18 protein-coding genes, 1 pseudogene and 1 riboswitch are annotated in these 21902 nt (G+C 61.3%); of the genes and pseudogenes, 12 read left to right on the top strand and 7 right to left on the bottom strand.

Annotation, left to right across the window (positions count from 1 at the left end):
• Positions 1 to 259: 259 nt before the first annotated feature.
• The 6 genes from EJA70_RS14515 (at position 260) to EJA70_RS14490 (ending at position 9609) form a co-directional block, all read left to right on the top strand.
• The gene (locus EJA70_RS14515; RefSeq protein ID WP_158831615.1) at positions 260 to 517 is read left to right on the top strand and encodes a hypothetical protein; all 258 of its coding nucleotides are present in this window, start codon (positions 260 to 262) and stop codon (positions 515 to 517) included.
• A 320-nt stretch (positions 518 to 837) separates the two neighbouring features.
• Positions 838 to 1050: riboswitch (cobalamin riboswitch) on the top strand.
• 98 nt (positions 1051 to 1148) lie between these two features.
• Positions 1149 to 2213 carry a cobalamin biosynthesis protein CobW gene (cobW, locus tag EJA70_RS14510; RefSeq protein WP_158831613.1) on the top strand — a complete coding sequence of 355 codons (1065 nt, stop codon included), beginning with the start codon at positions 1149 to 1151 and terminating at the stop codon, positions 2211 to 2213.
• Between the two features lie 3 nt (positions 2214 to 2216).
• Positions 2217 to 6065, top strand: a complete 3849-nt coding sequence (gene cobN, locus EJA70_RS14505; protein WP_158831611.1) for a cobaltochelatase subunit CobN — start codon at positions 2217 to 2219, stop codon at positions 6063 to 6065.
• 138 nt (positions 6066 to 6203) lie between these two features.
• The gene (locus EJA70_RS14500; protein ID WP_158831609.1) at positions 6204 to 7208 is read left to right on the top strand and encodes an ATP-binding protein; all 1005 of its coding nucleotides are present in this window, start codon (positions 6204 to 6206) and stop codon (positions 7206 to 7208) included.
• 20 nt (positions 7209 to 7228) lie between these two features.
• Positions 7229 to 7873 carry a VWA domain-containing protein gene (locus tag EJA70_RS14495; protein WP_178116862.1) on the top strand — a complete coding sequence of 215 codons (645 nt, stop codon included), beginning with the start codon at positions 7229 to 7231 and terminating at the stop codon, positions 7871 to 7873.
• 89 nt (positions 7874 to 7962) lie between these two features.
• A complete protein-coding gene (locus EJA70_RS14490; RefSeq protein WP_158831607.1) occupies positions 7963 to 9609 on the top strand; it encodes a phospholipase D-like domain-containing protein in 1647 nt (548 codons plus the stop codon).
• Positions 9610 to 9673: 64 nt separating this feature from the next.
• On the opposite strand, the gene EJA70_RS14485 is transcribed toward EJA70_RS14490, so the two are convergent.
• Positions 9674 to 9991 (bottom strand): YqjD family protein, encoded by a 318-nt coding sequence (locus EJA70_RS14485; protein ID WP_008088645.1) that lies wholly within the window; start codon positions 9989 to 9991, stop codon positions 9674 to 9676.
• A gap of 154 nt (positions 9992 to 10145) precedes the next feature.
• On the opposite strand from EJA70_RS14485, the gene EJA70_RS14480 reads away from it, so the two are divergent.
• Positions 10146 to 10400, top strand: a complete 255-nt coding sequence (locus tag EJA70_RS14480) for a hypothetical protein (protein WP_158831605.1) — start codon at positions 10146 to 10148, stop codon at positions 10398 to 10400.
• Positions 10401 to 10403: 3 nt separating this feature from the next.
• On the opposite strand, the pseudogene EJA70_RS14475 reads toward EJA70_RS14480, so the two are convergent.
• Positions 10404 to 11302 (bottom strand): annotated as a pseudogene (locus tag EJA70_RS14475) (LysR family transcriptional regulator).
• 93 nt (positions 11303 to 11395) lie between these two features.
• Here EJA70_RS14475 and EJA70_RS14470 point away from each other — a divergent pair.
• A complete protein-coding gene (locus EJA70_RS14470) occupies positions 11396 to 12319 on the top strand; it encodes a carbon-nitrogen hydrolase family protein (RefSeq protein WP_158831603.1) in 924 nt (307 codons plus the stop codon).
• Between the two features lie 98 nt (positions 12320 to 12417).
• Here the strand turns inward: EJA70_RS14470 and EJA70_RS14465 are convergent, their stop codons facing one another.
• The 4 genes from EJA70_RS14465 to EJA70_RS14450 all read right to left on the bottom strand — a co-directional run bounded on the left by EJA70_RS14465 (position 12418) and on the right by EJA70_RS14450 (position 16293).
• Entirely contained in the window at positions 12418 to 12963 is a 546-nt protein-coding gene (locus EJA70_RS14465) for a GNAT family N-acetyltransferase (protein WP_158831601.1), read from the bottom strand.
• A 53-nt stretch (positions 12964 to 13016) separates the two neighbouring features.
• Positions 13017 to 13490 (bottom strand): LEA type 2 family protein, encoded by a 474-nt coding sequence (locus EJA70_RS14460; protein ID WP_008088652.1) that lies wholly within the window; start codon positions 13488 to 13490, stop codon positions 13017 to 13019.
• A gap of 65 nt (positions 13491 to 13555) precedes the next feature.
• Entirely contained in the window at positions 13556 to 15022 is a 1467-nt protein-coding gene (locus EJA70_RS14455) for a nucleobase:cation symporter-2 family protein (protein WP_158831599.1), read from the bottom strand.
• Positions 15023 to 15399: 377 nt separating this feature from the next.
• A complete protein-coding gene (locus tag EJA70_RS14450) occupies positions 15400 to 16293 on the bottom strand; it encodes a LysR family transcriptional regulator (protein ID WP_158831597.1) in 894 nt (297 codons plus the stop codon).
• Between the two features lie 99 nt (positions 16294 to 16392).
• Between EJA70_RS14450 and EJA70_RS14445 the strand changes: the two genes are divergently transcribed.
• Complete coding sequence (locus EJA70_RS14445) at positions 16393 to 17484, top strand: polyamine ABC transporter substrate-binding protein (RefSeq protein ID WP_158831595.1); 1092 nt, start codon at positions 16393 to 16395, stop codon at positions 17482 to 17484.
• Positions 17485 to 17513: 29 nt separating this feature from the next.
• The gene (gene speB / locus EJA70_RS14440; RefSeq protein WP_158831593.1) at positions 17514 to 18473 is read left to right on the top strand and encodes an agmatinase; all 960 of its coding nucleotides are present in this window, start codon (positions 17514 to 17516) and stop codon (positions 18471 to 18473) included.
• Between the two features lie 106 nt (positions 18474 to 18579).
• Here the strand turns inward: speB and EJA70_RS14435 are convergent, their stop codons facing one another.
• Positions 18580 to 19632, bottom strand: a complete 1053-nt coding sequence (locus EJA70_RS14435) for an aldo/keto reductase (RefSeq protein WP_158831591.1) — start codon at positions 19630 to 19632, stop codon at positions 18580 to 18582.
• A gap of 486 nt (positions 19633 to 20118) precedes the next feature.
• Between EJA70_RS14435 and zapE the strand changes: the two genes are divergently transcribed.
• Positions 20119 to 21237 (top strand): cell division protein ZapE, encoded by a 1119-nt coding sequence (zapE, locus tag EJA70_RS14430; protein ID WP_158831589.1) that lies wholly within the window; start codon positions 20119 to 20121, stop codon positions 21235 to 21237.
• A gap of 20 nt (positions 21238 to 21257) precedes the next feature.
• The gene (locus tag EJA70_RS14425; RefSeq protein WP_158831587.1) at positions 21258 to 21839 is read left to right on the top strand and encodes a DinB family protein; all 582 of its coding nucleotides are present in this window, start codon (positions 21258 to 21260) and stop codon (positions 21837 to 21839) included.
• Positions 21840 to 21902 lie beyond the last annotated feature (63 nt).

Below are 21902 nucleotides of genomic sequence, written 5' to 3'. Positions count from 1 at the left end.
GCGGCCCGCTCGCTGGGGCTCGGGGTCCCTTCGCTCCGGGATCGATCCGGGCGCAGCGCCTACGGTTTGCTTCGCTGCACCTCCTCTCGCTGTGTTTGGCTGCGCCAAACGGTCGCTGCGCTCCCACGCCCGGATCAATCCCTCTACTCAGCCTTCCGACGTCGCCTTACAGATCAAAAGCCGCAGCCGAGCTAACGCTCATCCTGTTGAGTGGTGAGGAGCGTGGGTGTTCCGCTTTTGATTTTCGTAGGAGCAAAGCTTGCTCGCGATGACAACATACTTTCCGATGCGATCACCTGTAGGAGCTGCCGAAGGCTGCGATCCTTTGACTTTATCTTTCAAGAGCAAGATCAAAAGATCGCAGCCTGCGGCAGCTCCTACATGGGTTATCGGCTGTGCTTTTTGTTCGCTGGCGAAAGCAGGCTGGCAGCCTACCCACCTTTCGACGCAATCCCCTGTAGGAGCTGCCGAAGGCTGCGATCTTTTGATCTGCTTTGGCTTTGGTTTTGGCTTTTGATCTTTTGCCCCTTCGGCAGGCCGAGCGTAGGTGTCCATCCGGGGATCAGGCGCGCAGCGCCGTGCGGCGAAGCCGCACACATCGAGAGGAGGTGCAGCGAAGCAAACCGTAGGCGATGCCCCCGGATGGACACCGTAGCGAGGGAACACTGAGCCTCAGCGAAGTGCCGTACGCCGGGGCAAAGCCTTTTGGGTTACCTTTTCGGCGTTTGGAAAAGGTGACTCGCTGTAAGAGCGAAACCGCCAGCGGCAGCACCCGCAGCAAAGGATATGCCCCCAAAACCAAAACTCAACGCCCATTGACCCACCCTTAGACGATGCGTAGCCTTGCGCTTTCGAGGTTCTTCGGCCCACGCCGAAGCTAAGAAGGGAACGCGGTCAATGCCGCGGCTGCCCCCGCAACTGTGAACGGTGATGTTCGCTGCCACGCCACTGCCAGCTCAATCGATGAGCCCGCGGGAAGGCGCAGCCAACGCCAGGCCCAGCGCCTGAACACCGTCAGCCAGGAGACCTGCCTCGTCACAGATTCTCACTACAACCGGGCGGGGTGATCCGGTGGCGAACTCTCCAGGCACGCACGTGCGTTGCCGGTTCTCGTCCCGTATGCCCGCCGCTTGCCAAAGGGCATACCGATGAAAACACTGGCCAAACTCCCCGTCACCATCGTCACCGGCTTCCTCGGCTCGGGCAAAACCACGCTCCTGCGACACATGCTCGACAACGCTCAGGGCCGTCGCATCGCGGTGATCGTCAACGAGTTTGGCGAGTTGGGCATCGACGGTGAAATCCTCAAACAGTGCACCATCGGTTGCAGCGAAGAAGAAGCGGTTGGCCGCGTTTACGAACTGGCCAACGGCTGCCTGTGCTGCACCGTTCAAGAAGAATTCTTCCCGGTGATGCGCGAACTGGTCGCGCGTCGTGGTGATCTCGACCACATCCTCATCGAAACCTCGGGTCTGGCCCTGCCGAAACCACTGGTGCAAGCCTTCCAGTGGCCGGAAATCCGCAGCGCCTGCACCGTTGACGCAGTGATCACCGTGGTCGACAGCCCGGCCGTGGCCGCTGGCACCTTCGCCGCGTTCCCGGATCAGGTCGATGCGCAGCGCAAACTCGACCCGAACCTCGATCACGAATCGCCGCTGCACGAACTGTTCGCCGACCAATTGGCCAGTGCCGACCTAGTGATCCTCAACAAGGCCGACCAGACCAGCCCGGAAGACCTCGCCCGCGTACGCGCCGAAGTCGCCGAAGAGTTGCCACCGGCGGTGAAAATCATCGAGGCCAGCAACGGTCGTCTGCCGCTGGACGTGCTGATCGGCCTCGGCGCCGGTTCCGAAGAACACATCGACAGCCGTCACAGCCATCACGATCACCACCACGGTGAAGGCGATGACGACCACGATCACGACGCTTTCGATTCGATCTCCATCGAACTGCCGCAAGCCGACGAAAGCCTGCTGCTCGACGCCCTGGCGCAACTGGTGGTCAAGCACGGCATCCTCCGTGTCAAAGGTTTCGCTGCCATCCCGAACAAGCCAATGCGCTTGCTGATCCAGGGCGTGGGCACGCGTTTCGACAAGCATTTCGACCGTCAGTGGGGCGCCGATGAAGCGCGCGTGACGCGTCTGGTGTTGATCGGTCAGGAACTCGACGCTGCACAACTCGAAACGCAACTGCGCGCTGCGCTCAGCGTTTAAGCCATGCACCTGCTCAGGACTCAGCCCGGCGGTTTCGTCTCGGATGACAACATTGCCGACCTTGGCCAAACCCCCGCCGAGCTGGTGATCCTGTGCAGCGGTGATTCCAGCCTGGCGCTGCTCGCCGAAGCGGCGCAGCAGTTGCCCGAGGATTATCCGAGCCTGCGTCTGGCCAATCCGATGCAGGTGCAGAATCACGCTTCGGTCGACTTGTACGTCGATGAAGTGTTGCGTCACGCCAAGGTCATCCTGATTTCGCTGCACGGCGGCATCGCCTATTGGCGGTATGGCGTCGAGCGTTTGATCGAGTTGGCCGAGCGCGGTGTGCAGGTGATTCTGGTGCCGGGCGATGATCGGCCCGATCCGGAGCTCAGCGACCTGAGCACCGTTGACGCCGAAGATCGCGACCGGCTCTGGCAGTTCTTGCGCCAGGGCGGGATGGGCAACGCGCTGGATTTTTTCCGTTGCATGGCCAGCCGTTGGCTCGGCCGCGATTACGCATGGAACGAGCCGCAAACCCTGCCGCGCACGGCGATTTACCACCCGACTAAAAACACCGCTGCACTGAGTGACTGGCAAGCCGAATGGCGGCCTGAGCAACCGGTTGCGGCAGTGCTGTTTTACCGCTCGCATTTGCAAGCGGCGAACACCGCGTTCATCGATGTTTTTTGCCAGCGCTTGCAGGCGGCGGGGCTTAATCCGCTGCCGATCGCGGTGGCCAGTTTGAAAGAGCCCGGCTGCCTCTCGGTGGTCGAGGATTGGCTGGATGAAGTCGAGGCAGGGGTGATTTTGAACACCACCGGTTTCGCCCAGTCCAGCCCTGAAGCGCCGCATTTGCGGCCGTTTCGCCGCAACATTCCGGTGATTCAAGCGATCTGCGCGCAAGACAACGAGCCCGGCTGGCGCGACAGCGAACAAGGTCTGGGCCCGCGCGATCTGGCGATGCACATTGCCTTGCCGGAACTCGACGGGCGCATTATCAGCCGGCCGATCAGCTTCAAGGATCTGGCCTGGCGCAGCGAGCGCAGTCAGTCCGATGTGGTCTGCTATCGCGCGCAGCCTGAGCGTATGGATTTTGTCGCTGAACTGGCAAGGCGCTGGATCGATCTGGCGCGGGTGCCGAATGGCGAAAAACGCATCGCCTTGATTCTCGCCAACTACCCGACTCGCGATGGGCGCATCGGTAACGGCGTCGGTCTCGACACCCCGGCGGCGGCGCTGAATATTCTTCGCGCTTTGCAGGCCGAGGGCTATCCGATCACGGCAGAGTTGCCGGGCAGCGGCACCGAGTTGATCCAGCAATTGCTCGGCGGCGTCAGCAACGATCTCGACACCATTGACTTGCGGCCCTGCCAGCAAAGCCTGGCCATGGACGCTTACCTGGCGATGTTCAACGCGTTGCCCGAAGCCAACCGCAGCGCCGTGGTCGAGCGCTGGGGATCGCCGCAAAACGATCCGATGTGCCGCGACGGGCGGATGATGATCGCCGGCATTCGTTTCGGCCTGACCTTCGTCGGCATTCAGCCGGCGCGCGGTTATCAGGTCGATCTGAGCGCGGTCTATCACGATCCGGATCTGGTGCCGCCACATGGCTATCTGGCGTTCTATTTCTGGTTGCGCAACACCTACGGCGCGCACGGCGTGATTCACGTCGGCAAGCACGGCAACCTCGAATGGCTGCCGGGCAAAGGCGTCGGCCTCTCGGAAAACTGCTGGCCGGATGCGTTGCTCGGGCCGCTGCCGAATATCTATCCGTTTATTGTCAACGATCCGGGCGAGGGCGCTCAGGCGAAACGGCGCACGCAAGCGGTGATCATCGACCACCTGATGCCGCCGCTGACCCGCGCCGAAACCTACGGGCCGTTGCGCAATCTGGAACTGTTGGCAGACGAATATTACGAGGCGCAACTGCTCGATCCGCGCCGTGCCCGTGAGTTGCAGCGCGACATCCTGCAACTGGTCCGCGACACGCAGATTGACCGTGAACTGCAACTGGATGCGGGCCTGGACAGTGACGCCGATGCGGCGATCTGGCTGCCGCGCCTGGATACCTATTTGTGTGATCTGAAGGAATCGCAGATCCGCGATGGCCTGCACATATTTGGCGAATCGCCGAGCGGACGTTTGCGCATTGATACGTTGTTGGCCTTGCTGCGGATTCCGCGAGGGGACGGCAAAGGCGCGCAATCGAGCCTGCTGCGCGCACTGGCCAAGGCGTTCGAACTCGGCTTCGATCCGCTCGACTGTGCGTTGGCCGAGCCATGGACCGGCCCGCGCCCCGAAGCTTTGCAATCACAAAGCGATGAAGCCTGGCGCACCACCGGCGACACCCGCGAACGCCTCGAACTCTTTGCCACCCAACTGATCTCCCAGTCACTGCAATCCCCTTGTAGGAGTGAGCCTGCTCGCGATAGCGGTGGATCAGGTAAATCTTCAGCGACTGACACTCCGCTATCGCGAGCAGGCTCACTCCTACAAGAGCCGCGTTGGGCGGAGGTCAGCGCAATCATTCAGAATCTGCGGGAGGTCGTCGCGCCACGTCTGGACGCCTGCGGCCCCGCCGAAATGCGTGGTCTGCTCGACGCCCTCGGCGGTCGTTTTGTGCCCGCCGGCCCCAGCGGCGCACCCAGCCGTGGCCGCCTCGACGTCCTGCCCACCGGCCGCAACTTCTACTCGGTCGACGTGCGCAACCTGCCGACCACCACCGCGTGGCGCATCGGTTTCCAATCGGCGACGCTGATTCTAGAAAGGCACCTGCAAGACCACGGCGATCACCTGCGCCAGCTCGGCCTCTCCGTGTGGGGCACCGCGACCATGCGCACCGGTGGCGACGACATTGCCCAAGCGATGGCGTTGATGGGCGTGCGCCCGGTCTGGGCCACGGGCAGTCAGCGTGTCGACGATTTCGAGATTTTGCCGCTGAGCCTGCTCGACCGGCCGCGCGTCGATGTCACGCTGCGGGTCTCGGGGTTCTTCCGTGATGCGTTTGCCAATCTGATCCGCCTGTTCGACGCCGCCGTGCAAGCCGTGGCAGCGCTCGACGAACCGGACGATCTCAATCCGTTGGCGGCCAAAGTGCGCGCGGAACGCGAGGCGTTGCTGCAATCTGGCCTCGATGAAGACACCGCGCGACGTCAGGCTGGTTGGCGGATTTTCGGTGCCAAACCCGGTGCTTACGGGGCGGGCGTGCAGGGCGCTATCGACGGGCGTTTGTGGCAAAGCCGCGACGATCTGGCCGAGGTCTATCTGAACTGGGGCGCTTACGCTTATGGCGGTGCCGACGAAGGCACGGCCGCCCGCGAGCAATTCGTCCAGCGCCTGAGCCAGGTGCAAGCGGTGCTGCAGAATCAGGACAATCGCGAGCACGACTTGCTCGATTCCAACGACTATTACCAGTTTCAGGGCGGCATGCTCGCCGCCGTCGAAACGTTGCGCGGCGAAACTGCCGCCAGTTATCACGGCGACCACAGTCAGCCGGATCTGCCGAAAATTCGCACCTTGAAGGAAGAGTTGAACCGGGTAATCCGCTCGCGGGCGGCGAATCCGAAATGGATCGACGGGGTCAAGCGCCATGGCTATAAAGGCGCGTTCGAACTGGCGGCGACGGTCGACAACCTGTTCGCGTTTGATGCGACGACGCAGTTGATCGACGATCATCAGTACGCTTTGCTGGCAGACGCGTATCTGTTGGATCCGGCGACGCGGGATTTCGTCCGCGAGCACAACCCGCATGCGCTGCGCGACATGACCGAGCGCATGCTCGAAGCGCAACAGCGGGGGATGTGGCAGGAGCCGGGGGCTTATAAAGAAGCGCTGGAAAATCTACTGCTGGATATAGAAGAAGATAACTGACGCGATCCCTTGCAGGCCTTCGCCTGCTTGCGATAGCGCTGTGTCATTGAGAACTGAACTGCCTGACACGCCGCCATCGCGAGCAGGCTCGCTCCTACCGTTTGAAAACTTTTCACCGACCATGACTGAGTAACCAAGATGACCGACACTCCGCATTTCCCGCTCTCCGCCGTGGTCGGTGCCGATGACTTGAAACTCGCCCTGTGCCTCACCGCCATCGACCCGAAAATCGGCGGCGTGCTGATCGAAGGCCCGCGCGGCATGGCCAAATCGACATTGGCGCGCGGCTTGGCCGACTTGCTCGCCAGCGGTCAGTTCGTCACCTTGCCGCTGGGCGCCACCGAGGAACGGCTGGTCGGCACCCTCGACCTCGACGCGGCCCTGAGCGAGGGCCGGGCGCAGTTTTCGCCGGGCGTGCTGGCGAAGGCCGACGGCGGCGTGCTGTATGTCGATGAAGTCAACCTGCTGCCCGATCATCTGGTCGATCTGCTGCTCGACGTCGCCGCCAGCGGCACCAATCTGATCGAACGCGACGGCATCTCCCATCGCCATTCGGCAAAGTTCGTGCTGATCGGCACGATGAACCCGGAAGAGGGCGAGTTGCGTCCGCAGTTGCTCGATCGTTTCGGCTTGAACGTTGCCCTCAGCGGTCACACCGCACCGGTCGAGCGTGGGCAAATCATTCGGCGTCGACTGGATTTCGACAGTGACCCGCAAGCCTTCTGCGCACAGTGGGAAGTGCAGCAGCAAACCCTGCGCGAACGCTGCGAGAACGCTCGCGTTGCGCTGGTCAATATTGCCCTGGACGATGGCGCACTTGCCCAGATCACCGAGCGTTGTTTCGCCGCCGGGGTCGACGGTTTGCGCGCTGATCTGGTCTGGCTGCGCGCCGCTCGGGCGCATGCCGCGTGGCGCGGTGCCAAGGTAATCGAGGACGAGGATATCGACGCCGTTGCCGAATTTGCCTTGCGCCATCGACGTCGCGAACAGTCCGCGCCCAGCCCGCAACAGCCGCCTCAATCCCAGGGCAATGCGCCGTCCGAATCGCGTGAAGGGCAGGGCCAGTGGGGCGATCTGCCCGCACCGGCACTCGCCACCGGCGCGCGCCGTGAAGTGCCGAGCTGGCCGCCAAAAAAGCCCTAGGCATTCGCCCCCGATCCGACGTGGGGGCGAATGCCAGCCCCCGTGCCGGGCGCTTGGACAACGGCCGTCAGGGCCAGCGTCACGCGGCCCGCAGTGGCTCGGTGAACTGGCCGGGCACGCTGCTCAAGGGGCGTCCGCAACGTCGCGCCGATCTGCTGTTTCAATGGCGCAGCCGTTCTGCAAATGAGTTGTGGCTGGTGATTGTCGATGCGTCGGCCTCGACACGCCGTCATCAAGCACTGAGCGATGCCAAAGGATTGCTCGCGCAATTGTTTGACGATGCCTACCGCCAGCGCGCGCGGCTGGCGTTGCTGACGGCCAGCGGTGCAGCGCCGAAGTGGCAGGTGCAAGGCTTGAAGGCTTCTTCGGGATTGCGCGCATGGCTCGATGGGCTGGGCGCGGGCGGTGGCACGCCGCTGGTGGCGGCGTTACTTCAGGCGCAGCAATGGTTGACGCTGCGGCGCAAGCGGTTTCCTGCCGAGCAGCAGCGCTTGCTGGTGGTGACGGATGGACGTTTGAAGGATGTGTCTGGCGTGTCGGCACCGCAATGCCCGGGGCTGTTGATCGACATCGAGCGCGGGCCGATCCGCTTGGGTCGCGCCCGGGAGCTGGCGACGGCGCTGGATCTGGGCTATCGGCACATTGATGAGGTCAACAGGGGCTGATCTGACCTCTTCGCGGCAAGCCTTGCTCCTGCACGCGAAAGCCGCCACTCGGTCTATGCTGGCCGCAAACCAATCACAAGGAGTGAGCGATGCGCGTTTTGGTGAAAAACCTTCAGGACGATTTTCGCGTCAAGGCCTACGCCGGCACCAACGGCGTATTGCTGGCCATCGATCTCGCTGAACCGCGCCGCCAAGGCTTGCTCGGCTTCGCCATCGAAAAGCAGCAGGGCAACAAGCCGTGGCTGTTTCTGTTCAACAGCCTGACCTTCCCCGGCAAAACCCACACCTTCGCGCAGTTCCACGCGACGCCGAGTGACCTGGCGCCGCTGCAGAAATTTCGCTGGGCCGATTACGCGGTCAATCCGGGGATGACCCTTCACTACCGCGTCCATCTGGCCTACGGCACCCCGGACGCGCCGCAACTGGGTGAATCGCTGGAGCTGACGATCACCGCGGATGAAGGTCACCCGGCCCATCAGAGCGTGATTTTCAACCGCGCAGTGGCCGCCAGTCAGGCATTCCAGCGCAAGTTTCCCGAGCTCGACGCGCAGATCAGCGCCAACAAGAACATGCCCATCGAAGCCTGGCCCGACGCTGCGCGGCAATGGCTGGAAAATGGCTTGCTCGGGCGTCTGCTGGGTTTTATCGAACGGGCAGTTGATGACCAATGGGCGCTGGACATCGCGATCTATGAATATCAGTTACAGGCGATTGTCGATGCGGTGAACGCTGCTTTTGCGCGCGGCGTGCAGGTGCGGGTTGTGTACCACGCGCGGCCCGATGACGAAGACACCACGATCAACGAGGCCAGCCTGGCCAAGCTGCCTGCCGCGAATAAACGCGGGCGGGTCACCCACAATATTTTTCACAACAAGTTCATCGTGCTCAGCCGTCTCGACGCCACGGGCCAGCGCCAACCGCAAGCGCTGTTGTGTGGCAGCACCAATTTCACCGCCAATGGCGTTTATCGCCAGGCCAACGTGGTGCATGTGCTCGATGACGCGGCGGCGAGTCTTCGCTATCTGCAAACCTTTGAAGAAGTCTGGGCGACACCGGACGATGTCGGTGCGACCCGCGCATGGATCAACGAACATAACCCGATGGATGCCACGCAGCCGTTGTTCGCCGGATTCTCGCCGCGCACCGGCGGCGCTGATTTGCGTGAGTTTGTCGAGATCATCGAGGCGGCGAAAAAAGACCTGCTGTTCGTCACCGCGTTCAGCCTGCCGGACGCCATTCTCAACGCGCTACTGGGGCAGCCTCACGACGACATCTTGCGTTTCGGCCTGCAAAACACCGCCAGCCGCATCACTGGATTCCACGCCGATCGCAGCGCCGAATTCGCCGCCACGGCGCTGCTCAACACAGGGCTGGAGGGCTGGCTGCGCGAGAACATGAAAGGCCAGAAGGGTAATTTGCTGGTGCACACCAAAGCGGTGGTCACCGACTTCACCACCGACGCGCCAACCATTATCAGCGGCAGCCACAACCTCAGCAGTTCGGCGAGTAACGGCAACGACGAAAACTACCTGATCATTCGCGGCGACACCGACCTGGCCGACCGTTACGGTCTGGAGTTGCTGCGGTTTTACGAGCATTACCGCTTTCGCTATTTCGCCAGGAAGCTGGCCTTGAAGCAGGTACAGCCCTTGGCCGTGGATGATCGCTGGACCGACGATTATTACGTTGCCGGGAATCTGCGCCAGCTCTCACGAGTGCGTTTTGCCGGCCGCTGAATCGCGCGCATGAAAAATGCCAGTCAGGTCGCCCTGACTGGCATTTTTGTGCGGCGTGGACGGCTTAACGACGACCGAGCAACAGGCCTACCACCAGACCAAAACCGGCCGAAATGGCCACGGTCTGCCATGGATGGCCGCCAATGTAGCTTTCGGTGGCGTCAACCGCCGGTTTGGTGCGGTCGCGCACGCTCGACACTGATTCCAGCGCCTGCTGCAGTTTCTGGGCGATTTGTCCGCGCAGGGTTTCCGCTTCCTCGCCAACCAGTGAAGCGCTGTTCTTGAGCAGTTTGTCGGACTCCTCGATCAGCGCCTGAAGTTCGCTGAAGGCTTGATCCTTGATTTGATCCTGGGCGGCTTGCACGGCGGATTTCCGGGCCATTGGGTAACTCCTTGCAGGTGAATGGACAGTGATCAATGGAGTGTGGCGTCAGTCAAAAAGTTGCACTGAATTTAGGTCAGAAAGAAAAACCTGCGCGGGAGATTTCCGTCGAGCGTGTAAGATGTCGCCATTTTATGCAGCAGGATAATTCCCCATGAGTTTCAATCTGGCCGACAAATCCCTCGCAGAGCGCGCTGCGCTGGAAGACGAGAAATCCCGTCTGTTCGAAATCTGGCAGAACAATCTGGGCAAAGCCAAAGGCGAAGCCGCGCGCCTGTTCGGCGAGCGTGGCAAGCGCAAGGGCAAATGGGCGGAGTGGGTGCGTTCTGAGCTGGACGGCATGTCGCCGCCGGAATTCGCCAACATGGTGCGCAGTGAAGTCAATCGCCTGATGGCGGCGAACAAGTAAACCTCAGCTGAAACTGGCGGCAATCGCTTCGCGCACCTTGACCACCACCGGATCGATCTGCGTGCTGGTGCGCCAGCCGAGTTCGATCGGGTAGCGCGGCAGGGCCAGCGGGCAGGGCAGCAAGCTCAGCCCGCTAAGCGCCGCAATGCTCGCGGCGGCGTGCGTCGGAATCGTCGCCACCGCCTGACTGCCCTTGAGCAGATAAGGCAGCGCGGCAAAATGGCTGGTCGACGCACACACCCGACGGCTCAGGCCCAGCGCCGCCAACCCCTCATCGGGATGCCGATAAAACCGCCGGACGACACCAGAATGTGCTCGCGGGCGACAAACGCTTGCAGATCTATCTGCTGCTGACCCGGTGCAAGGCTCGCCGGATCGACCAGGCAGGCATAACCGCTTTCTCCCAACACTTGCCGACTGAGCAAGCGCTCGGCAAAACCGCCAGCGGTGATTGCCAGGTCGATGCTGCGTTCCATCAGGTCACGGGCGACGATCTGGCTGTGGGTCTGGCGGAAAATCAGGCGCAACTTCGGCGCGCTGCGGGCAATTTCTTCGATCAGGCGGCGACCGTAGGCAATCTCGAAATCATCCGACAGGCCCACGGTTACCGAGCGGCCCTCGTATTGATGAGCCGCCGGATCGACCATGGCCAGGCTTTGCCGACATTTGTTCAGTGCCTCGCTGACCACCGGTTTCAACTGATTGGCCTGCAGTGTCGGCGCCAGTCCGCGCCCGGTGCGCACGAATAATTGATCGCCGTACACCTCACGCAAGCGCCGCAACGCCGCACTGACCGCCGATTGCGTGACGCCCAGGCGCAACGCCGCGCGGCTGGCGCTGGATTCCTCATGCAAGGCTTCGAAGACTTTCAGCAGGTTGAGGTCGACGTTGGCGATATTCATTTGGCTCATATCATTCAGCAGTGTTCTGGGCTTTATTCATGATCGCGTGGCGCCGCAAAATCAGCAACCTCGGAACCTGATGGAGTAAACGTGATGGCCAAATCAATTGTTGCCGCCCTGCAAATCGGCTCGTTGCCCGGTGGCAAAGGTGAAACCCTGGAGCAGATTCTCGGTTGGGAAGCGGCGATCATCGAATCCGGCGCGGCGCTGGTGGTGATGCCGGAAGCGCTGCTCGGCGGTTATCCGAAAGGTGAGGCGTTCGGCACGCAGTTGGGATATCGATTGCCGGAAGGGCGCGAGGCCTATGCCCGCTACTTCGCCAATGCCATCGATGTGCCGGGCGCCGAAACTGAAGCGCTGGCCGGTTTGTCCACACGGACCGGGGCCAATCTGGTGATCGGCGTGATCGAGCGCGCGGGCAGCACGTTGTATTGCACGGTGCTGTATTTCGACCCGCAGGCCGGGCTCGTCGGCAAGCACCGCAAACTGATGCCGACCGGCACCGAACGGCTGATCTGGGGCAAGGGGGACGGTTCGACTCTGCCGGTGCTCGACACCCAGGTTGGCAAGCTTGGTGCGGTGGTGTGCTGGGAAAACATGATGCCGCTGTTGCGCACGGCGATGTACGCCAAGGGCGTTGAGGTCTGGTGCGCGCCGACAGTCGATGAGCGCGAGATGTGGCAGGTGAGCATGCGCCATATCGCCCACGAGGGCCGCTGCTTCGTGGTCAGCGCCTGTCAGGTGCAGGCCTCGCCGAATGCGCTGGGCGTAGAGATCGCCAATTGGCCAGCGGACCGACCGTTGATCGCCGGTGGCAGCGTGATTGTCGGGCCAATGGGCGATGTGTTGGCCGGGCCGCTGCGCGGCGAGGCCGGATTGCTCACCGCCGAGATCGATACCGCAGAACTGGTGCGCGCACGGTATGACTTCGACGTGGTCGGCCACTACGCGCGGCCGGACGTGTTCGAACTGAGCGTGGACGAACGCGCCAGACCCGGCGTGCGCTTCACAACGTGACGAAAATCCCCTGTAGGAGCTGCCGAAGGCTGCGATCTTTTGATCTTTTTAACAACAAGGTCAAAAGATCGCAGCCTTCGGCAGCTCCTACAGGGGGCTTAGTGGTTTTGCAGCCATTCTTCGCGGGTGATTTCCCAGATGTCACGGGGGAAGCGGCCGCTGACGAAGTTGTCTTCGTCGGTTCGAATCAGGCGCATGCCCGCACGCTCGGACAGTTTGCGCGAGCCGAGGTTGGGCGCCGCTTTGGGCACGCGCATCACCGTACGATTCAGGGTGATAAACCAGTATTCGCTCACCGCCGCACACGCTTCAGTCATCAACCCTTGACCCTGCCACGCCGGCGCCAGCCACAGGCCACGGTTGTTGTCCTGCTGATCCATCAGGCTGATGTTGCCGATCAACTGTTCGGGCGCTGACTTCAAACGAATCGACCAATGCCATTCCTTTCCCGCCGCCACCGCCGGCAAAGCAATGTCGCGCAAGTAGGTGAGCGCACCGTCTTCGGGGTAGGGCCACGGGACGGCGGCGTTCAGATAGCGCACCACCTCCCACTGCGCAAACTGTTGCTGCACCGCTTGGGCATCGGCCAGTTGCAGCGCACGCAGGATCAGCCGTTCGGTGTACAACGTCGGTGTATCTTCCATAAACCTGCAGCCTCCCTGAGTGTCTTTGATAGACGTGCGAGGCTAACGCATTTTTACCAGGTCGCGGCACTGGCCTTGGGCAAGCTCAGCTTGCCACTGTCGACGAAGCGCATGGTGCCGAACAAGCCGCCCGCGAGTTTGCCGTGCAACACGTAGGGCAGGTTGTCGAGGGTTTGTGTCTGGCTGAGGCCGAGGGTCTGGCGCAGTACCGAGAAGGCGGAAATGCTGACGGGTACGCTGACGATGGTTTCGGAAAAACGCGGGATCGAGCCGCTCTGATCGCTCACACCCGAGGCCAGCGAATGACCGTTGACCTCAAGATCGAGGGCGATGCCGTTGTAATCGATCGCGGTTTCGTTGGGGTTTTGCACGCGTAACTTGATGGCGAAGCGCACCTCCAGATCCTGGCTCGGCAACGGTTCGAGGCCAACCACGTTGATGTTCACCGGATCACGGTTGGGAAACAGCGCACAGGCACTGAGGGACAGCAGCAGTAGCGACAGCATGACGGCGTGGAGGCGGCGCATAAACGGTCTCTCAAAAAAAAGGGCTGAACCGTTGCCGGCGCAGCCCTTCGTTCCAAGGCCAGACGTTAGCGGTTCAACTGTGCGACAGCCGCCGTCGGGGCAGGTTCACCTTTGGCCGGCATGTCCGGATTTTCCATAACCTGAAGAATCGACGCTTCCGGGTCGAAATCGTCCTCTTCCAGCTCGATGAATTCTTCCGGCAGGAAGATATTCAGCACGATAGCGCAGAGTGCGCCAACGGTGATCGGCGATTCGAAGATATTGCGCAGCGCTTGCGGCAGTTCACGCAGAACCTCCGGCACGGCGGCGATGCCCAGGCCCATGCCGAGGGAAATCGCCACGATGAGCATGTTGCGCCGATGCAGACCGGCTTCGGCAAGGATCTTGATTCCGGCCACGGCGACGGTGCCGAACATCACCAGCTCTGCGCCGCCGAGCACCGGTTTCGGCATCAATTGCAGCACCGCGCCGATCATCGGGAACAGGCCCAGCAGCACCAGCAGACCGGCGATGAAGAACGCCACGTAGCGGCTGGCCACGCCGGTGAGCTGGATCACACCGTTGTTCTGCGCGAACGTCACCATCGGCATGCTGTTGAACACCGCCGCCATGGCCGAGTTAAGGCCGTCGGCGAGCAGGCCGGACTTGATCCGGCGGATGTACAGCGGGCCTTTGACCGGTTGCCGCGAGATCATCGAGTTAGCGGTCAAGTCGCCCGCAGCCTCCAGCGGCGACACGAGGAAAATCACCGCCACCGGGACGAACGCCACCCAGTCGAAGTTGAAACCGTACTTGAACGGCACGGGCACGCTGACCAGCGGCACCTCGGGCATCGAGGCGAAATCCACCGTACCCATCAGCCACGCGACCACGTAGCCGAGGGTCAGGCCAATGACGATCGCGCCCAGACGCAGAAACGGCACGTCGACGCGGTTGAGCACAACGATGGTGCCGATCACCAGCGCCGCCAAGAAGAGGTGGCTGGAGGCGCCAAGGTCTGGCGCGCCGAAACCGCCGGCAATGTCGGTCATCGCGACCTTGATCAGCGACAGCCCCATCAGGGTGATGATTGTGCCGGTGACCACCGGGGTGATCAGCATGCGCAATTTGCCGATGAATTGGCTCAGCACCACTTCGATGAACGCGGCGAAGAAACACACGCCGAAGATCGTCGAGAGGATTTCATCGGTGCCGCCACCGCGTGCCTTGACCATGAAACCGGCGCTGAGAATTACGCTGATAAAGGAAAAACTGGTGCCTTGCAGGCACAGCAAACCAGAACCGACCGGGCCGAAACGCTTGGCTTGCACGAAGGTGCCGAGGCCGGAGACGAACAGCGCCATGCTGATCAGGTAAGGGATTTCACTGTGCAGGCCGAGGGCGCCCCCCATGATCAAGGTCGGGGTGATGATGCCGACGAAGCTCGCCAGCACGTGTTGCAGGGCGGCAAACACGGTCGCCGTGAGGTGCGGACGGTCGTTGAGACCGTAGATCAGGTCGTTGTTGCGCGAGGCTTTTTCAGAGGCGGTCATGGTGATTTGCGTGCCGCGAGGCGGTGCCGGGTCAGAAAATGGGTGCGCAGGATGCCGCAAGCGGGCGGCGAGGGCAACGCAATAAAATTGCCTGAAAGGTCAGGTTTTATTGGCTCAGGGGGCTTTTTGCTGCCAACCCTGGCACAAGTCACACCCGTGAAGAGCAGGATCTAGCTATGGAGAGCAGGATTAATCTGTGTAAAGAGGGATTTATCTGTGGCGAGGGGATTTATCCCCGATGGACTGCGCAGCAGTCCCCCGCATTTTCAACAGGCAAAAGAGCCGGGGCCGCTGCGCGCCCCATCGGGGATAAATCCCCTCGCCACAAGTGTTCTATTGCCATCAATGAGTTGTTCCATACCCGGTCATTGCGGTGTTCAGGTGAAGGCTGCCAACAAGTCTTTTTCGAATGCCTTTTGCGCATCCCCGGGCACCTGCGCTCGATGCCGGGCGAGATGGAAGGCCACTTCGAAACTCAACTCGCCGGGACGCAAGGCGCGCAGCAAACCGTTGGCTTGCCACTGATGCGCATAGTGGTCCGGCAGATAACCGACATGTTTGCCCGACAGGATAAACGCCAACGTGCCTTCGACCTGCTCCGATCGCGCCGAACAGACCTTGCCCTGGAACGGCTCGTCGCTGCGCAAAAAACGGTAGGGATGATCGACTCGGTCGCATGCCTCAAGCGCCGCATCACTGGGCGCCGGGTCGGTAAACAACGGATGCCCCGACGCGCAATACAAATGCTGGGTTTCGCTGAACAACTGCCGATAATCGAAGGCGCTCTGCACTTGCGAGAAATAGCCGATCGCCAGATCCAGCCGCTGTTGCAACAGCAGGCGTTCCATTTCGCCGGGCATGGCGCTGATCAACTCTATACGCACCGACTCGTCGCGCTCGCGAAAACGCCGGATGGCCGCGGCGACGCGTTGCAGCACTGACTGATCGACCGACTCGGAAATCCCCAGCCGTACTTCGCCGATCAAGCGCCCGGCGACGCCGTTGGATTGATGGCGAAACAGCTCGATCGACTCGAACAGCGCCCGCACCGCGATCAGCAATTGCTCACCCTTGGGCGTCACGCTGAATCCGCCTTTACCCCGGCTGCACAGGCGATAACCCAAGCGGGTTTCCAGTTTGGCCATTTGCTGGCTGATGCTCGACTGGCTCAGGCCCAGATCACCTTGCGCGGCACTGAAACCACCGCACTCGACCACCCGCACAAACAGGCGCAGCAACTGTAAATCGAGGTCGTGGAGTTGCCCCAACATCACATTACTCCGGGATAAAGTCAGGATAATTATTCAGCTATTTTTCTAATGTATCCGACGGCGCATTCTGCAACCACTTCCTCCGGTAAGGTGTTCGTCATGGCTCCCTTGTTCAAGCTGTGTTTCCCCGCGCTGTTGTTGTCCGTAGCCATCCATGCTCAGGCCGAGGAGAAAACCCTCAACCTCTACAGCTGGGCCGATTACGTACCGCCGCAAACCTTGCAGCGTTTCGAGCAGGAAACCGGCATCCACGTGCGCTACGACACCTTCGATACCTCAGAGGTGCTGGAAACCAAACTGCTCACCGGTGGCAGCGGGTATGACGTTGTCGTTCCATCGTCCAGCGTGTTGGCCCGGGGATTGGCCGCAGGCGCGCTGAAAGAAATCCCCCACGACGGACTCAAGGGCTACGCCAATCTTGATCCGGACTTGCTGGCGAAACTTGCCGCCGTCGATCCCGGCAATCGCTATGGCGTGCCATACACCTGGGGCACGTTGGGGCTGGGCATGAATGTCGAAGCGGTGAAGCAGCGTCTGCCGGACGTACCACTGAATAGCCTCGATTTGCTGTTCAAACCTGAATACGCCAGCAAGCTCAAAGATTGCGGGATCGCGATTCTGGATTCGCCGCAGGAAGTCATCGGTCTGGCCCTGCATTATTTGGGCAAAGACCCTTACAGCACCGACAAACAGGACTTGGCAGCGGCCGAAGCGTTGCTGCAAAAACTCCAACCGTCGGTGCTCTACGTCGCCACCGGCCGGCAGATCAATGACCTGGCCAGCGGCAACGTCTGCCTGGCGCTGACCTACAACGGTGATGCGAGTATGGCCGCCGATCAGGCGCGCAAGGCCAACAAACCTTACGAAGTCGCGTATCGCATTCCCAAGGAAGGCACGCTGATCTGGCAAGACAACCTCGCCATTCCCAAAGACGCGCCGCACCCCGACGCCGCCCGGGCCTTTATCGAATTCATGTTGCGCCCCGATTCGGTGGCTGAACTGACCAACACGCTGTTTTTCGCCACTGCCAATCAGGCCGCGACGCCGCTGGTGGATGAAGCCGTGCGCAGCGATCCCGACATCTACCCGCCGAGCGATGTGCGCGCGCGGCTGTACGCCGATCGCAGCATGAGCCTCAAGGACATGCGCCAGCGCACGCGCCTCTGGACCACTTTCCGTAGCCACCAATAGCCCTGAATACAATAAGAAGGAGCACTCCGATGGACGTGCCAATGCAAAACGACCAGGCCATGACCCGTGACAGCCTCTACGGCACTGCCGCCGAAAGCACTTACGCCGGCATCACCAGTTTCATGCGCCGACGCTACAGCCGTGACTTGCGTGGCGTCGACGTTGCCGTCAGCGGCGTGCCATTCGACACCGCCACCAGCAACCGTCCCGGCGCACGTTTCGGACCGCGCGGGATTCGCGCAGCCTCCACCGGGATTGCCTGGGAACGCCACTGGCCGTGGGCATTCGACCCGTTCGATCATCTGGCCGTTATCGATTACGGCGACTGCGATTTCGATTACGGCTCACCGCACAGCATCCCGGAAAGCATCGAGGCCCATGCCGAGCACATTCTCAATGCCGGCAGCGCCATGCTCACCTTCGGTGGCGACCACTTCATCAGCTACCCGCTGCTCAAGGCGCATGCGCGTAAACACGGCACGCTGTCGCTGATCCACTTCGATGCGCACAGCGACACCTGGCCGGACGAAGAGGGCAAGCGTGTCGACCACGGCACCATGTTCTGGCACGCCGCGCGGGAAGGCTTGATCGATCCGGCGCGCTCGGTACAGATCGGCTTGCGCACCACCAACGACGACCCGATGGGTTTCCAGATACTTGACGCGCGGCAAGTGCATCGGCGTGGCTGCGAAGCGATTGTCGAAGCGATCCGCGCGCGGGTCGGCGACAACCCGGTGTATCTGACCTTCGATATCGACTGCCTCGACCCGGCCTTCGCACCCGGCACCGGCACACCGGTGTGCGGCGGCCTGAGCACGGTGCAGGCGCTGGAGATTCTCGGTGGCTTGCGCGGGATCAATCTGGTCGGCATGGATGTCGTCGAAGTCGCCCCGGCCTACGATCACGCCGACGTCACCTCGCTGGCCGCCGCCACCTTGGCCATGGAAATGCTTTGCCTCTACGCCGCCCGACACAAAGTCGATCTCTGATTAACACCGCATAACCCTGTAGGAGTGAGCCTGCTCGCGAAGGAGCCAGTTCAGCCAACATGAATGTTGAATGACACACCGCCTTCGCGAGCAGATCCCAAAACTCTTACGCCACCGGAACCTTAGGCAAATCCAGTATCTGCGAACCGGTAAAACGCGGAGTCGAGCTGACAATCGTCTCGTGTGGAACACCCGCCGCCGTGCTGCTGATGCCATCGAGTCGGGCCAGTTGGTCATCGCTCAATTGCACGTCGAGTGCACCCAGCGTCGCATCAAGTTGTTCACGAGTCCGCGATCCCAGAATCGGAATCAGCGCGGTGGTTGAGCGCTTGGCTTTTTCCCGCAACCAGGCAATGGCGACGTGGGTCGGGCTAACGCCGATTTCGCTGGCGACCGCCAGCAAAGTATCGAGGAGGGCGGTTTCCCGAGCGCTCTTTTCCGCATGCACCAACATGCCGAGTTTCGTCGCACGGTTGTTGTCATCGTTGCCGCGATACTTGCCGGTGAGGAAGCCGCCGCCCAGTGGCGACCACAGTGTGGCGGCCAAACCGAGGGCTTCAGCCATCGGCAGCAACTCGCGTTCAGCGCTGCGTTCGGCAAGGCTGTACTCGACCTGAATCGCCGCAATCGGCGCAAAGCCACGCACCTCTGCAAGCACGTCGGCACGGGCGATCCTCCATGCCGGGAAGTTCGACAATCCGGCGTAGTGAATTTTCCCCGCGCGTACCAGGTCATCAAATCCACGCAGGATTTCTTCCATCGGCGTCACGCCGTCGCTGATATGCGCCCAGAACAGATCGATGTGATCGGTGTTCAAGCGTTTCAGGCTTTCTTCGACGGCGCGCACCATGTTTTTACGGCTGTTGCCGGTGTGGGAAATGCCGTCCGCTGGTGTAGTACCCATCGTGTATTTGCTGGCGATCACCAGACGATCGCGCTCCGGAGCGATGAACTCGCTGAGCATCGATTCCGATTGCCCACCCTGATAGCCATTGGCGGTATCAATGAAATTGCCCCCGGCTTCGAGATAGCCATCAAAAATGCGCTTGGCTTCATCGCGCTCCGCGCCGTGGCCCCACCCGGTGCCGAAGTTGCCAGCGCCCAGCGCCAGTTCCGAAACACGCAGGCCGGTTTTACGGCCGAAGACCTTGTAATGCATGGCGATGTCCTCGATGAAAATCAAATGGTGGAAATAAGATTACGGTCGAAATAAGGCGACAATATGATGCTGGTAATATTGGCGTGTCAATACGCTTGGTGCTCAACGGTCAGCCGGTTACCGCGGGGGGGAATGCATGCGTGGTCGACGCCTTAAACATCACTGTTTAAGCAACACCCACAGACACTCTTTCAGGCTACGCAACCTTGCGCCTTTGCCTACAGCTAAGCCAGAATCCGCCGGCTTGTGCGCTTGGGGTCCGGTCTTTATCGTTTGCGGGTCGCGAGCAGCGGGCATCACTGACTGATTTGATCGTTCCCACGCGCAGCAAAGCAATGCTGCAACGGACGCTGCGCATTCGGCTCTGGAAGGGACGCGGAGCGTCCCGGGCTGCGTTCCCACGCAGCGCGTGGGAACGATCAAGCAAGCAGGGGAAAATCGCGCGGCTGGATATCTCCCGGTGAGCATCGTGGCATACTGCCGCGCATGACTTTCGACTCTCCTCTAAGCGCCTGGCAGCACGCCATCGAACATAAGGGCTTCATCCAGGATGAAGCTCAGGAACACGCGGTCTGGGCGCTGCAAAAATGCCACGAAGCCTTGCATGCCGGAGCCCGCGCGGTCACCGGCGTTTACCTGTGGGGCCCGGTCGGGCGCGGCAAAACCTGGCTGATGGATCAGTTCTATCAGAGCCTGCGGGTGCCGGCGCGACGTCAGCATTTTCACCATTTCATGGGTTGGGTTCACCAGCGTTCGTTTCAGTTGAGCGGCATTGCCGACCCGTTGCGCGCATTGGCCAAAGAGCTCGCTGCCGAAGTGCGCGTGTTGTGTTTCGATGAACTGTTCGTCAATGACATTGGCGATGCGATCATTCTCGGGCGCCTGTTCCAAGTGATGTTCGACGAAGGCGTGGTGGTTGTCTGCACTTCCAACCTGCCGCCGGATGATTTGTATGCCGATGGCTTCAACCGTGACCGTTTTACCCCGGCGATTGCGGCGATCAAGGCGCACATGCAGGTGGTGCCGGTGAACGGTGCCGAAGATCATCGCCTGCACCCAGGCGCCGGTCTGCAGCGTTATTTTGTTGCCACACCGGGCGCGGCCAGTGCGTTGGGCGAGGTGTTTCAGGCTCTGGCGGCCGGGGAATCTGTCAGTGACCAGCCGGTGTCGGTCGGACATCGGATGTTGAATGTGGTGCAAGCCAGCGAGGCGGTGTTGTGGTGCCGCTACGCTGATCTTTGCGAACAGCCTTTTGCCGCCATGGATTTCATCGCGCTGTGCGATACCTACCGAGCTATTCTGTTGGGCGAGGTACCCAACCTCAGCGCGCAGAAGCGGGAAGGGCGCATCGCCCGTGGTACCGAAGACGGCGCCGAGCGGGTCGTGGCAGGGGATCGAGAACTGCCGCAATTGTCGGTACACGACGATGGTGTGCGCCGCTTTATTGCGCTGGTCGATGAGTGCTACGACCGTAAGGTGCCGCTGTACGTCGAGGCACACGTGCCAATGGACGCGCTGTACACCGAGGGTTATCTGGAATTCCCGTTCCGCCGCACCCTCAGCCGCTTGCAGGAGATGCAGTTGCAGCGCTTTGCCGAAGCTTGATCAGTGAAGAGGGCGCCGACATGACCCAACCGCTGTCCCATCATCTATTGACCCAGGCGTATCAGAACGCTTGGGCCAATCACCGACTGGCCAAGGCTTGGGCGCAGCTTTCTGACGCCGACCTTGCGGCACCACGGGTGAGCTTTTTTCCGGGCATTCGCCTGACCCTCAATCACATCCTCACCTGCGACTGGTTCTACGTCGATGCGCTGGAACGCGAGTTGCGCGGCGATGAGCCGCATCCCGATTGCTACGTGTTTTTCACTCAGGACGAACCGTTTACCGAGGCTGCTGCGTTGCGTGCCGAACAGGCCCATGTCGATCGGCGCTTGATCGCCTATTGCGAGCAACTGCGCGACGCCGACCTTGCGCGCATCGTCACCATCGCCCGTGACACGCCGCAACGCGACAGCCGTTTGCGCATGCTGGCGCACTTGTTTGAGCATCAGATCCATCACCGTGGCCAGGTGCATGCGATGCTCAGCGGTACGTCGGTAAAGCCGCCGCAACTGGATGAGTTTTTTTGTGCCGGTGAAAGTGCCCTGCGTGCGCAGGACTTCGCCGAGCTGGGCTGGACTGAAGAGTTGATTTGGGGGCATTGATAACAGCAAAAGATCGCAGCCTTCGGCAGCTCCTACAGTGAGTCAGGTATTCCCATGTAGGAG

Source organism: Pseudomonas sp. PB103 (assembly GCF_009764635.1).
Classification (GTDB): domain Bacteria; phylum Pseudomonadota; class Gammaproteobacteria; order Pseudomonadales; family Pseudomonadaceae; genus Aquipseudomonas.
This window is presented reverse-complemented; position numbering and strand designations above follow the sequence as displayed.